Origin of the sequence: Paenibacillus phyllosphaerae (assembly GCF_014192105.1) — a bacterium.
GTDB lineage: Bacteria > Bacillota > Bacilli > Paenibacillales > Paenibacillaceae > Paenibacillus_Z > Paenibacillus_Z phyllosphaerae.
Window position 1 is genome coordinate 280,464 of the sequence record NZ_JACHXK010000002.1, and the last position, 13,607, is coordinate 294,070.

Below are 13,607 nucleotides of genomic sequence, written 5' to 3' on the forward strand. Positions count from 1 at the left end.
TCCTTTGAAACGAAATTCCAACGCCAGGAGGGCTCACGATGAAAAAAATATTCGTGCTCGATACCAACGTGCTGTTGCACGATCCGCAAGCGATCTACGCTTTTGACGATAATGAAGTGGTTATCCCCGCGGTGGTGTTGGAAGAGATTGATTCGAAGAAAAGGCTAGCCGATGAGCTTGGCCGCAATGCCCGCTCTGTCTCCCGCTTGCTGGACGGCATGCGCGAGAATGGGCATTTGCACGAAGGCATAGAGCTCCGGGGCGGCGGGATCTTGAAGGTGGAACTGAACCACCGCAGCTTCGTCCGGGTACAGGAGATGTTCGGGGAGATGACCAACGACAACCGGATTCTGGCGGTCGCCCTGAATTATTATATCGAAGAGCAGGAGAAGACGGATCCGCGCGAGGTTGTGCTGGTTAGCAAGGACGTGCTGGTGCGGATTAAGGCTGACGTGCTGGGACTGGTCGCGCAAGATTATTTGTCCGATCGAGTCGTGCAGTCATCCGAAGTGTACGGCGGATATGTAACGCTGTTCGTGCACCCTTCGGTGATCGATGAATTCTACACCTACCGGTTCTTGACGATCAAATCGCTGCAGTTAACGACGCGGCTGCATCCCAACGAATTCATCATTCTCCGCGATGAGATGGGCACGTCGAAGTCGGCGCTCTTGAAGGTCAGTCAAGACGGCGCAAGACTGGAGCCGCTCTACCTGAGCAATGACCCGGTATGGGGGATAACGGCGCGTAATGCGCAGCAACGGATGGCGCTTGAGCTTCTGCTCAACGATGATATCCCGCTCGTTACGTTGACGGGCAAAGCCGGCACGGGCAAGACGCTGCTTGCGCTAGCGGCAGGGCTGTTGAAGGTGGAGGATGAGCACAAGTACAAGAAGCTGTTGATCGCGCGGCCGGTCGTGCCGATGGGCAAGGATATCGGGTATTTGCCGGGTGAGAAGGAAGAGAAGTTACGGCCTTGGATGCAACCGATCTATGATAATCTGGAGTATTTGTTCGACACGAAGAAGTCAGGCGATATCGACAAAATTTTGATGGGTCTGGGCAGCATTCAGGTGGAAGCACTCACGTATATTCGCGGACGCTCCATCCCGGGACAATTCATCATTATCGATGAAGCGCAGAACTTGACGCGGCATGAAGTCAAGACGATCGTATCGCGCGTGGGCGAAGGCAGTAAGATCGTGCTCATGGGGGATCCTGAGCAGATCGACCATCCTTACCTGGACGCCGTCAGCAACGGCCTGACGCATATCGTCGAGCGCTTCAAGCAAGAGAGCATCAGCGGCCATATGACATTGGAAAAAGGCGAACGCTCGAAGCTCGCCCAATTGGCTGCCGATCTGTTATAGCCCTTATAACCTTCATCTGGAGAGCGGGATCAATCGGTCCATGCCGCCTGCCAAGTCTATAGACTTGAAACGGCAGACCAATGACCCGGAGCCCCACCTGCATCTTTACCCGAATCGGATAGCGCTGAATCGACAGCAGCTTATCCCGTTCGACTTTTCTGCCAGAAGAGCCGACAGTTATAGACTGTTGGCTCTTCTTCTGCTGTACCTCTGTAACAAAACGATAGGCGACAAGCCGGCTTCATCTTTGCTACAATACGGATAAACCAGTTGTGGGAAAGGGAGGAAGAAGTGGATCGCAGAAGAGTGGTTGTTGTCCTGTTAGGCGTGTTTACCGCATCTGTGGCACTTTTATTTCCGCTGTTTGCCGGAAATGGCCTGGTTGAGGAACCTTCCGAAGGCCGGACGAATGCCCAGCGACCTACCCAAGTGAACGAGGTTGACCAGCATATTGCGGTTCTTCACGTTACGCTCGCCGTCAATCCGTCGGAGTTTGACCATTGGACGGCGCGAACGGAGCTGTTCATGCAGCGCAATCCGGATGTGCAGGTGGTTCTTCGCAACGAGCAGCCAGAGGCAGCGGAACTTTGGTCCGATCAAGCGCAGCTAGGTTTAGCGAGTGATATTTATTTAATGGAGAATGAACGCATCATTGATTTCGCCGTGAAAGGCTATTTGCGGCAGATGGATGACTTCTATACCGGCGACCGTCTTAACGAACAGTTGAAAGCGTTAACAGAATCTTTGAAATGGAACAATTCCATATGGGGCGTTCCGGTGGATGCGGACCCGTCCATTATCGTATGGCATAACGGGCTGCTTGCCCGAGCGGGGCTGAACCGTCCTCCGCGGAGCTATGAGGAATTGGTTGCGGTGACAGAGAAGCTGCTAACGGAAGATCCCTCCATCTCGCCCGTCGGAGTGGAGCTTCAGGATGGCCGAGCTGTTCAGACGTGGCTGGGGGCTTTTGCCGAGATAGGGGGTACCGTAAGGGACTTGGAGGCGTTGGACGGGAACGCGGTGAAACGGCTGCAGTACTTGACTACGAACAGCAACGGCGCGGATTCCAATCGCCAGCTGGAAGAACGGCTACATACAGGGAAGCTGCTGTCCGCTGTGATGCCATGGTCGGAATACGTCCGGCTGTCGGCGGAACTTCACGCCCAATTGCGTATTGACGAAGAAGCGTCCCATTATATATGGACGGGAGGTCGCAGCTTTGTGGTGTCGTCGCAATCGGAGGAACAGGAGGCGGCGCTGCGGTGGCTCGGGGCGATGACGGAATCGATCGAACAGCAGAGCCGCTATAGCGTAACGGGAAGGCTGCCGGCTCTTAATGCGATCTACCGTAACCAGTATGACCGGGGGGACGTAGTGCTGCGCCCACCTTATACGATGTTGGCAGTGATGACGAAGGCTGCGTATTCGCCGGTACCGGACTGGTGGGCAAAATGGCAGCGCTGGTCATCCATGTGGCATCAGGTGGACAACAGCGGTCTGACTGAGGAAGGGGTGCAACGAATCGTTGCGCAATGGAATCAGTTCCTGGCTAAGTCTTAACCTACAGATTAATCGCGAACTTAATGATAAGCCGGCCGTCCTCGACTTGGACGCTCTTGGCTTTCAGGAAGGAGACGATCTTCTGCGGATAGAACCCTAGATCGAATTCCTGCTCCAGCGATTGGCGCGTCGTATCCGGAAGGGCGAGCCCGTTGAAGAGTAGCTCATCCACATGAAAATAGATCCCGTGTTTCGGTTCATCCTCCACGGTATAGTGGCCGGATATCGAGAGCGTCATGCCGTCGCGCTGGCCTGCGACCGTTACGCGATTCTCCGCAAACGTAAAGTCGAGCGTCTCGAACAGTTCGTTCTGCTCGCGAAGGAACGAATTAAAGGTCTGTTCGGGAATATCGAGCGTGTAATTGAAGCCGTCAATCGCAAGCAGCTCCTTATGGTCCTGCAGCCAGTCGGGAATATTCTTCATCGCCTGGGATAACGCCTTGAAGTACCGCTTCACTTCCGTAAGCCCGGCTGTCTCCCAGTAATTCGTCATCTCTTCGATCATCAGGCGTAGCTTCTCTTCATCCGAACGGCCGCTCAGCTGCTCATTCACGTCCGCTTCCAGCGCGACAACGCGAGCGCGCTGGGCCTGTAGCTGCTGCTCGATGACGGTAAGCTGCTGCGTCTCTTCCTCTAAGCCGGTGATCGATTGCTTCAAGTCACGGTAAGCGGTCAGATAGCCGTCCAGCGTCTGTCTGTCGCTCGAGAATAGGACATCGATATAGTCCAGCATGGAGAGCAGCTTGTCCAAGGATTGAGAGGATATAAGGGCAGTGAGCAGGATGTTGCGTTCACCCATGTAATAGGCGCGGAGCACCTTGCCGGCTTCCGCCTGGTGGGACTTAATGTTCTGCTCCTGGACGTCAAGCGCTTGGCGGGATTGCTGCAGGGATCGGGAGGCAGCTTCCTTTTGCAAGGTGATCCGATTAATTTCTTTATCGAGCTCTACGACGGAGAGACTCTTCTCGAGTATGGACTGAATCTCGTCATCGCTTGGTACAGCGGCGAAGGCCGGGCTGATGGTTAACCAGACGGCGATTGCGCCCGCTAGGACCGCTCCTGCTCGGCGACGTTTCATGCCTGTTCGCACGATGCAGCACTCCTTCCTTGCCTATGTGCTTGTTACTGTTTCGTGTGATGACAATACTGAACTACTATATGCGGATAAGCAATCTATTATATCTGGCGGCTAGTCTTCAATGCTTACGACGGGAGGGGAATCAGCTGGCGGCATCGATCTATGAGCGGATTGGCGAGCGGATCGCTAGCAGTAAGATTGAAGGGACGGTATGGCAAGAAGGGGCAGGAATCCTGCTGTCATGCATCACGTTCCGCGACTATATGGAGATCTGCCTCTATGATCCGAATTATGGCTATTACCGGTCAGGTTCCGTTCGTGTCGGCAAGTCAGGTGACTTCTATACGAGCTCTGCTATTGGCAGCGTCATGGGGGAGAAGGTGGCCTTGTGCATGCGAGAATGGATCGACCGTTTCGATGGCGGCGCAGACGCGGCGGAATGGGCAGCGGGTACAGGTAGGCTGTCCGAACAAATTCTATCAAGCTGGGAGGGATCGTCGTGGCCGGGTCTTCGCGATATGGCCTATGCGATTGTGGACAATCATCCGGAGCATCTGGCGACGGCTCGGCAATCGATCGAGACGTCGCGATTCACCCCGTTCATTACCCTGCTTAGCGAGGAAGAGGCGTCTCAAGAGTCGTGGCGGCGCCATAAGGCTATCGTCATGGTGGCTAACGAGCTGCTCGATGCGTTCCCCGTTCATCTGATCGAACGGAACCAGGGGGAACTGTGGGAGATTGGCGTAGCGTTACGCGCAGATGAGCAGCATCAGCTGCAGGAAGTGCGAATTCCGCTTCGCAATGCGGAGATCATCCACTATTTGCAGACGAACAAGATGAAGCTCCGGGAAGGGCAGCGGATTGAAGTCAACCTCGATGCAGCAAGCTGGCTGCACCGGATATCGAATCTGATTGAAGCCGGCGCGCTCATTCTGATCGACTACGGCCACGAAACGGATGAGTTGTTGGGCGCGCATCGGCATTGCGGCACACTAATGTGTTACAGTGGGCATGTCGCGCATGACAATCCATATATCCGGCCAGGCAAGCAAGACATTACAGCCCATGTCAACTTTAGCGCGATCCGCAGCTGTGCGGAATCGGCCGGGTTCGTTCAGGCTTATTATGCCACTCAAAAGCAGTTCCTCATCGACTACGGCGTGTTATCCGACCTGCATAATCATGGGAGCACGGACCCATTCAGCGAGCGAGCCAGGCGCAATCGCAGCATCAGACAGCTGCTGCTAAGCGACGGGATGAGCGAAACGTTCAAGGTGCTTATTCTGACCAAAGGCGCGAGTCCCGTTTTGACCCAATGAAAAAAGGCTGTTCCCGCAGAGCTTGTCTGCCGGCACAGCCTTTCTTCATGCTGCTGAGGATGGTGCTTAGAACGGGTTGCCCATTACGAAGATGGTCCAATAGGAGAATCCGCAGAATGTAATAACCATATATCCCCAGAACATCAATATGTATGTTCTCTCGGAAAAATTCAAGTAGCCTAACAGGACGAAAACAGCTGTTTGCAGGAAGAACAGAAGCGCCATCTCGACCATATCGCCCGCAAATGCCATTAAGCCGATAACTAGCGTCCAGAATCCGAGCACCCGGAACATGCGTGCCATGTGTATAATCCTCCTCTCGTGGAGTTTCGACCAGATTTCTATTGCCCATTATAACGGTTCAAGAAAGCGCTGTAAACGCATATCCTCGAATATGTGGCAAATTTTTCACAAACTCTGGTCTGCTGACAGTCTAAGTTTGCACACCTTGTGACGAAAATATGTATGAGCCTTCATAAAAATGGATATACAAATTAGTATCCAATAGATTCTATGAACTCTACCAAGGGCATAGAGATAAAGTAAGCGCCTAACGTTAGGAGGTTTTCGTTGCATGACAGCAGTGAGACAAGATGCGTGGAGCCCGGATGACGACCTCATTCTCGCCGAGGTGACATTAAGGCATATCCGTGAAGGCAGCACCCAGCTCGCCGCATTCGAGGAGGTCGGCGAACGGATTGGCCGCACTTCCGCCGCTTGCGGATTCCGCTGGAATAGCTGTGTTCGCAAGCGCTACGAGGATGCCATTCAAATAGCCAAACAACAGCGGCAGAAACGAAATTATATGAAGAAACAATCGTTTGCGGCCACCTCGCATGTTTCGTCCCTCGGCACGATCGAGACGGAAGAGAGGTCTTATAAGAATGATCCGGTTACCGAAGAATCGCTTTCCGTCGATTCGGTTATCCGTTTCTTGCGTCAATGGAAGACGACTTATCAAGAGCTGAACCGGCAAATTAAAACGCTTGAGCGCGATCTGCGGGAGCGCGAGGAAGAGCTCTATATCCTTCGCGAACAGAACGAGAAACTCTCCCATGAAGTGAACAATGTACAGACCGATTACCGTGCCGTGAATGATGATTACAAGACGCTCATCCAAATTATGGATCGGGCCCGCCGGCTTACCGTACTTACCGAGGAAGACGAAGCGAAACCGCGTTTCAAAATGGATGCGAACGGCAATCTCGAACGCATCGAATAGCAGGTCAGCCTTCCATTTGCGGGATGCTGGCTCCAAGAAGTGTCCCGCTGCCTGAAGTAGGCGAAGCGGGATATTTTATTTTCGTCCAATCTAAGCGTGTATCGTTTCATCGCCTTGGCTAGTTTGAACTTGTTTTTCAATAGAAGGCTGATTCTGTTACCATAGACAAGTAGAACTGCGAGAAAGAAGGCTAGGGTTATGGGACGAATCTATATCGTAGGCGCGGGGGCGCTTGGCTTAATGTATGGGCTTCGGCTTGCATCCGCAGGTGTCCTGGTCACGTTGGTGACCCGTACGAGCGCGCAGGCGGAACTGCTCCGGGCACAAGGGGGCAGGCTGGAGCAGCAAGGGCAATGGCGGCACATGCCGGTCAGCGCGTATTCGATCGACGAGCTAGCCGAGTTGGACAAGCATGATCTGCCGCTTAGGGAAGATTGGGTCTGGTACACGGTGAAGCAGCCGCAGATGACACGAGAATTGCTGGCTCAGACGGACAAGCTTGTCGCCTCGAAGCCTTCTATATTATGTCTTCAGAACGGGATCGGCCATCTTGAACTGTTCGAGGCCTTATACCCGGAGCTCCATGTATACGCGGGGGTCACGACGGAGGGCGCTATGCGAACTTCATTAACCGAGGTGCGGCATACCGGGGAGGGCAGCCTCGTGTTCGGGGCCATCGAATCGGAGCGTGAACCGGATCCGGAAGGCGATGAGGCGCAAAAAATGTTGCTTCACCTGCTGCGAATGGCAGGAATTGCCGCCTCCCTGTCGAATGAGATGAGGAATCGCATCTATGAGAAGCTTCTCATTAATGCTGTCATTAACCCGCTGACGGCCATCTTCGGCGTATCGAACGGTGAACTTCCGGCCCATCCGCACCGCAGGAAGATGATGCGCGCGCTGCATCAAGAGAGCGAACGGCTGTTGCGGCAGGCGGGTCTTGCTCCCTTACCGGAAGCTTGGGAACGGCTGCTTGCCGTCTGTGAGGCAACCGCGGCCAACGAATCTTCCATGCTGCGGGATGTGCGGGCAGGACGGGGAACCGAGATTGACTGGATTAACGGCGGGATCTCCGCCTTGGCGAAGAGAATGGGCCATGCGGCGCCGCTTAACGATGCGGTTACGGCCATGGTGAAGGCGCTACACTAATTGACCATCCGTGAGAGGAGCAGTCTGGCGTGCAGTGGATTTGGGAGAGCTTCAAGCATGTCTATGCGGTACTGGCCGTAGTTCCAATCGTACCCTTCCTCTTGGTATATTTCGGCTTGGGTGCTTACACCGGAGACCGGAAGCGAGCATTCCGTACCGCCATGGACGTCACGACTGCGCTTCTGATCGGTTGTGTGACCGTCCTGTTCAATACGATATTCAACAGTACATTCGGTTTCTTCGGCATTATGCTGTTGCTTTTGCTCGGCGGCGGCTTGCTCGGGAACATCCAATATCGGTCCAAAGGCTTGATCGATATGAAACGGTTGGCCAGAGCCGTATGGCGGATCGGATTTTTTGTTATCAGCGTCTTCTATATTCTTCTGATGTGCATCGGCATCGGCAAAAGCCTGTTTACGATGTAATCAAAGCGCTTCTATACGGTACATTTGCTGCAATCGGTTCTCCGCACGGGGAGCCGATTGCTTGTCGTTTGGTTAACTTGTCGTGTAAAATGAGAAAAAACTCCACTTGGAAGCTTAAGAGGCGAAAAAGCTTATGACTATGGGGATTGAAACTTATCCATTGCCTTCGAGTCAATCATTGACTGAGGCTTATATCCATCAGACTGATCCGAAGCTGGCCGAGCGCATCGGCAAGCATTCGAGTCGGGCAGCCGACTGGCAGACGCGCATGGCATACCTGGATGCGTCAAAGGAAGCTCGCGTGCCTGCCTCCGAGCTGTCAGCCGTACTATCGGCTTATAATGAACGATTCAACTCCCATGAGGCAGTTAAGCGGGGGATTGAATTGATTCAAGAAGGGGCTCCCGTAATCGTAGGCGGACAGCAAGCCGGTCTATGGACGGGACCCATGTTGGTTATTCACAAGGCGGTCTCGGTCATTCAGGCGGCGAAAGAAGCTGCCGGGCATGTAGGCAGGCCGGTCGTGCCCGTCTTCTGGATCGCGGGCGAAGATCATGATTGGGAAGAAGCCAATCATGCCTATATCGTTACGGAGCAGGTTCGTTTAAGGAAGATTGCCGTTAAGCGGGATGCGGGATTGCGCACCTCCGTCAGCCGGACCAAACTAGACTTGGCTGTGTTGCAGACGGCGATGGACGAGCTGGCCGCTAACTTGCCGGATACGCCGCACAAGCAAGAATTGCTTAGCGTCTTGCAAGGTTACATGGAGCAGTCTGCCACGCTCAGTGATTGGTTTGCCTATGTGATCGGCCATCTGTTCGGCGAGTACGGACTTGTGATGATGGATGCGGACGACCCGTCACTGCGCAAGCTGGAAGGACCGATGTTCCGCCAGATGATTACGCATAACGATGAATTGAGAGCTGCATATGCGCGCGGAGCTGCCGCCGTCAGCGAACTGGGTTACCCGGTGCAGGCCGAAGCCACTGAGGGCTGCGCGAATATATTTCTTTTTCAAGAAGAGGACGGCAAATTGGCCGGCGAGCGGACGCTGCTCTACAAACGCAAAGGTAAGATGGAGAACCGCAAGGGCACCTGGAGCCTCGACGCCGAGGAACTGCTGCGCATGTCCGACCAATCGCCGGAGCGGCTAAGCAACAATGTGCTGACAAGGCCGATCATGCAAGACTACGTGCTGCCTGTGCTCGGCGCAGTGCTCGGTCCAGGCGAGATCGCGTATTGGGCGCTAACGGTTGAAGGCTTCGCCGCGATGGGCATGCAGATGCCGCTGCTCGTGCCGCGGATGTCGTTTACGCTTGTAGAGCCGCAGATCGCAAGCCTGATGACCAAATTTGAGCTCACCTTTGACGATACGGTTCATCGTTTGGCCGATAAGAAACAAGCTTGGCTGGACCAGCAGGATGAACTGCGGATTCATGAGCAATTCGAAGAGGCGAAGCGTCAATTCGCGCAATTGTATGAGCCGCTGTTGGCAATGGCTTCGTCCGTGCAACCCGCCCTTGCTGAGCTTGGCGACAAGAATCGCGGCCGCATCCTGGATCAGATCGATTATATGGCGATGCGCACGAGAGAAGCCCATGACAAGCGATACGACGCCGTGACGCATCAGTTGGACCGCATCGCGATTGCGCTCAGGCCGAATGGACAGCCGCAAGAGCGGGTGCTGAACGTGGTGCATTATTGGAATCAATATGGCACGGGTTGGCTGAAGCAGCTGCTCGACGTGCCGTTTGACGCTTTGGGTAATCATCGACTTGTCTATATATAATCATCGTTGTCGAACATATACTAAAGCTTTACCACGCTCCTATAGCGTTGGACGAAATGGAGGAAATTGAACGTGAGTGCAAGAGAAAATAGCATCGTAGCAGATATGTCGCTAGCTCCGGCCGGACATTTGAAGATTGATTGGGCTTCGGCGCATATGCCGGTGCTTAACCGCATTCGGAAGCAATTCGAACAGGAGCAGCCATTCAAGGGGCTTAAGGTTTCGATTTGTCTTCACTTGGAGGCCAAGACGGCTTATCTGGCGAAAGTTGTTCAAGCCGGCGGTGCGGAAGTGACCATTACGGGTAGCAATCCGCTCTCCACGCAAGACGATGTGTGTGCCGCGCTGGTCGAAGACGGCATCACCGTATTCGCGAAGTACAATCCGGATCCGGAGGAATTCAAGTCGCTGATCGTCCGTGCGCTCGAGTCGAAGCCGGATCTTATCATCGATGACGGCAGCGACTTCGCGACGATTCTACACGGCGAACGACCGGATCTGCTCGTTAATATTCGCGGCGGGGCAGAGGAGACGACGACCGGCATTACCCGTCTGAAGGCGCTCGAGAAGGAAGGAACGCTCAAGCTGCCGATGGTGGCGGTGAATGATGCATATTGCAAATATTTGTTCGACAACCGCTACGGAACGGGTCAATCGGCGTTCGACGGCATTATGCGTACGACGAACCTGATGATCGCCGGCAAGAATGTCGTTATCGTCGGTTACGGTTGGTGCGGCAAGGGACTCGCGATGCGCGCGAAAGGGTTGGGCGCGAACGTGATCGTAACCGAGGTAGATGCGATCAAAGCGGTCGAGGCGCATATGGACGGCTTTACGGTGCTGCCGATGATCGAAGCGGCGAAGATTGGCGAAATCTTCGTCACCGTTACGGGAAATAAAGACGTCATTCGCGGCGAGCATTACGACGTCATCCGCGACGGCGCAATCCTCTGCAATGCTGGTCACTTCGACGTTGAGGTCAACAAGCCGGAGCTGGCTGAACGTTCGACGGGCAAGCGGACGGTTCGCCACAATATTGAAGAGTATCAGTTGAAGGATGGCCGCAAAGTGTACCTGCTGGCCGAAGGCCGACTGGTGAATCTGGCAGCCGGCGACGGTCACCCGGCTGAGATTATGGATACGACTTTCGCATTGCAGGCGTTGTCGCTCAAGTATGTGAATGACAACTACCAGTCGATGGGCGCGAAAGTTGCGAACGTTCCTTATGAGCTGGACGAGCAAGTTGCCCGTTACAAGCTGGAATCGCTCGGCATCGGCATCGATACGCTGACGGAAGCACAGAAGAAATATCAAGACAGCTGGTCGTAGGCTAGCTACTCAGCCTGTCTTGCCGAATAACCGTTTCGCTGAATGGCTCCTTGGGGCATTCGGTAGAAACGGTTTTTTTTGTGCGCGGATGGCATTTTCGTCCGCAATGCGTGGCAGTTGTCGGCTTGATCTGGAACATTTTTCTAATTCAATGCGTCAGGAGGGTGCAGGCCATATAAAAGAAGGGGGTCAGATCGATGAGGGGACGAAATTTGCGCATCTATGCATTGCTCGCGCTGCTGGTGATCGGTATCGGTGCTGTTCTGGCAGGCTGCTCTGCAGCGAATGAGGACAGTCTGAGCAGCGCGTCGTTCAGCAACTCGGACGGCGAGGCGCAGTCTTCAGCTACGGACGATGCTGGAGTGGAGGTTGGAAGGGCAGAGGGCACTGCGAACGACGAGGGAGGAGCGGGAGATTCAGCCCCTTCGGGTAGTTCCGGTACCGCAGACAGCATCTCGTCCGAAGCCGGCAATGAAGGGACTGGCATAATCGGCAATGTCGCCGACGATGCGGGTTTCAATCGCAAGCTGGTCTATCGGGCGAACGTCGCCATGCAAGTGGAGGATTATGGGGCGGCACAGTCACAGATCAGCAATGCGATTACGTTATCCGGCGGGTATATCGTTAAATTCTCGGATCAGCAGACGGCACACGAGCTGGGCGGGACGTATACGATCAAGGTGCCGGCCAAAGGATTCATGTCGTTCCTTGCCGGGATCGAGAACATCGAACATAAAGCGCTCGAGAAAAGTCTTCAGGGCACGGACGTAACGGAGGAATATGTCGATCTGGAGGCGAGATTGAAAGCGAGGCAAGTTGTTGAAGCGAGACTGCTAAGTTTCATGGATAAAGCGACGAAAGCGGATGATCTGCTCAAGTTCTCCACCGAGTTGGGAGAGGTGCAGACCGAGATTGAACGGATTAAAGGGAGAATGCGGTATTTGGATCAAAATGTCGCGTTCTCGACCGTCGAGCTGCGCGTCTATCAGCAATCGGTCACTCCGATCCAGGAGGCGAAGGAAGAATCGGGCTTCGGACAGCGGCTGAGCGAACGCATGGAACGGCGGGTTGTCCTTTATCGCGAATGCCGCGCAAGGGACTGCGATCGTGATGGCTGCGTTAATTCCGATCCTTGTCGTGCTTGCGGTGATCGGCGGGACCGTCTATTGGATCTACCGAAGCCGAAGGAGAGAGAAGCAAGCGGCGCTGCCGATGCCTACTTCCAACCATGCGGCCGACCGGCTTAAGGATTCCGCGGAAGATAGCCAGGCGCCGACTATTGAGGATCACGACCGAGCCTAAACAAATAGAGCAGGATTAAAGCCGCTGCAGCGAGCTTTGATCCTGCTCTATTTTTATGGCTTTGGCCCGCGAGAGCGAGCAGCGAATAGCGGTGTCTTTGGCTAACCGATGGAGTTCCTCCTCGGTCAGCGATTTCAAGCAAGGCTTGCGGTACATCGCCAGCAGCGCCTCTTCGCTGGCTGCCGCAGCATCTGCGGCGTTACCAAGCAGGTAGTAGGCAACCTGGTAGCACAGCACTTCGACGGGGCGCAGCAATTCTATTGTCCGGTCGGCAACACCGTTCATAAGTTCTCTCCCTACTTTCATCAACAAAAGCAGGCCGCGTACGGCAATAAAGCGCGCTTCTTGGGGCATGCTTGAAGGTATGGTTGGTTCTTCCTGTTTTTAGCTTACACGAATGAAGATGAGAAAAGGTTTCAAAAGTGTAACAAAGTTTTTACAAGGTTAATCCCATAAAATATTTTAAAATCGGCGGAAGCAGGCAGGAATTGCTTTTCTTGCGGCGAATAGAACATTCCAAGTGGTGAAAAGTGGTGTTAAGTGGAGGTTTTGGGGGAAGGAGTGGAGCGGCCGGATGTTCATGGGGGAATATCAACACAGCATCGATGACAAAGGCCGTATCATAATCCCAGCCAAATTCCGCGAAGCGCTTGGCGACAAGTTCGTCGCCACCCGAGGACTGGACAATTGTCTGTTCGTCTACCCGATGAGCGAATGGCATGTGCTTGAGCAGAAGCTGAAGTCCCTGCCCCTCATGAAGTCGGACGCCCGAGCATTCTCGCGCTTCTTCTTCTCTGGCGCCACGGAATGCGAGCTCGACAAACAGGGAAGGGTAAATTTGCCGAATAACCTGTGCGAATATGCCAAACTAGATAAGGATTGTATCGTACTTGGCGTTTCCAATCGAGTGGAAATATGGTCCAAATCGATTTGGGAAGGCTATTTCCAGCAGTCGGAAGAGACATTCAACGAAATCGCGGAGAAACTGGTCGATTTCGATTTTAATTTTTAAGGTGGACCGCTTAGCATGGACGTTCGGACCAGCGGCATGTGAAACCTTAGAG

Annotated in this window: 13 protein-coding genes; 10 read left to right on the plus strand and 3 right to left on the minus strand. The window is 54.0% G+C overall.

All coding sequences use genetic code 11. The features are described 5' to 3' along the window. The first annotated feature begins 38 nt into the window (after positions 1–38). A complete protein-coding gene (locus tag FHS18_RS05305; RefSeq protein ID WP_183597747.1) occupies positions 39–1,370 on the plus strand; it encodes a PhoH family protein in 1,332 nt (443 codons plus the stop codon). Between the two features lie 291 nt (positions 1,371–1,661). Beyond that, positions 1,662–2,930, plus strand: coding sequence for an extracellular solute-binding protein (locus FHS18_RS05310; protein ID WP_183597749.1), 1,269 nt, complete (start codon positions 1,662–1,664; stop codon positions 2,928–2,930). A gap of 1 nt (position 2,931) precedes the next feature. Here the strand turns inward: FHS18_RS05310 and FHS18_RS05315 are convergent, their stop codons facing one another. Further along, positions 2,932–4,020, minus strand: coding sequence for a coiled-coil domain-containing protein (locus FHS18_RS05315; protein ID WP_183597751.1), 1,089 nt, complete (start codon positions 4,018–4,020; stop codon positions 2,932–2,934). Positions 4,021–4,067: 47 nt separating this feature from the next. Here FHS18_RS05315 and FHS18_RS05320 point away from each other — a divergent pair, with 47 nt between their 5' ends. Continuing rightward, the gene (locus FHS18_RS05320; RefSeq protein ID WP_246427506.1) at positions 4,068–5,327 is read left to right on the plus strand and encodes a class I SAM-dependent methyltransferase; all 1,260 of its coding nucleotides are present in this window, start codon (positions 4,068–4,070) and stop codon (positions 5,325–5,327) included. A gap of 66 nt (positions 5,328–5,393) precedes the next feature. Here FHS18_RS05320 and FHS18_RS05325 read toward each other — a convergent pair whose 3' ends face one another. Further along, positions 5,394–5,630, minus strand: coding sequence for a DUF2626 domain-containing protein (locus FHS18_RS05325; protein WP_183597755.1), 237 nt, complete (start codon positions 5,628–5,630; stop codon positions 5,394–5,396). 271 nt (positions 5,631–5,901) lie between these two features. Here FHS18_RS05325 and FHS18_RS05330 point away from each other — a divergent pair, with 271 nt between their 5' ends. The 6 genes from FHS18_RS05330 (at position 5,902) to FHS18_RS05355 (ending at position 12,488) form a co-directional block, all read left to right on the plus strand. Next, a complete protein-coding gene (locus FHS18_RS05330) occupies positions 5,902–6,549 on the plus strand; it encodes an RsfA family transcriptional regulator (protein WP_183597757.1) in 648 nt (215 codons plus the stop codon). Between the two features lie 198 nt (positions 6,550–6,747). Beyond that, positions 6,748–7,698: a ketopantoate reductase family protein gene (locus FHS18_RS05335; RefSeq protein ID WP_183597759.1), complete on the plus strand. Its 951-nt coding sequence runs from the start codon at positions 6,748–6,750 to the stop codon at positions 7,696–7,698. A 29-nt stretch (positions 7,699–7,727) separates the two neighbouring features. After that, positions 7,728–8,123, plus strand: a complete 396-nt coding sequence (locus FHS18_RS05340) for a DUF3397 family protein (RefSeq protein ID WP_183597761.1) — start codon at positions 7,728–7,730, stop codon at positions 8,121–8,123. Between the two features lie 133 nt (positions 8,124–8,256). Beyond that, positions 8,257–9,912, plus strand: coding sequence for a bacillithiol biosynthesis cysteine-adding enzyme BshC (bshC, locus tag FHS18_RS05345; RefSeq protein WP_246427471.1), 1,656 nt, complete (start codon positions 8,257–8,259; stop codon positions 9,910–9,912). Positions 9,913–9,984: 72 nt separating this feature from the next. Continuing rightward, the gene (locus FHS18_RS05350) at positions 9,985–11,241 is read left to right on the plus strand and encodes an adenosylhomocysteinase (protein WP_409348537.1); all 1,257 of its coding nucleotides are present in this window, start codon (positions 9,985–9,987) and stop codon (positions 11,239–11,241) included. Between the two features lie 197 nt (positions 11,242–11,438). Then, entirely contained in the window at positions 11,439–12,488 is a 1,050-nt protein-coding gene (locus FHS18_RS05355; protein WP_183597765.1) for a DUF4349 domain-containing protein, read from the plus strand. A gap of 70 nt (positions 12,489–12,558) precedes the next feature. Here FHS18_RS05355 and FHS18_RS05360 read toward each other — a convergent pair whose 3' ends face one another. Then, entirely contained in the window at positions 12,559–12,828 is a 270-nt protein-coding gene (locus FHS18_RS05360) for a hypothetical protein (protein ID WP_183597767.1), read from the minus strand. A gap of 289 nt (positions 12,829–13,117) precedes the next feature. Here FHS18_RS05360 and mraZ point away from each other — a divergent pair, with 289 nt between their 5' ends. Beyond that, complete coding sequence (gene mraZ, locus FHS18_RS05365; RefSeq protein WP_183597769.1) at positions 13,118–13,555, plus strand: division/cell wall cluster transcriptional repressor MraZ; 438 nt, start codon at positions 13,118–13,120, stop codon at positions 13,553–13,555. The last annotated feature ends 52 nt before the right edge of the window (positions 13,556–13,607 follow it).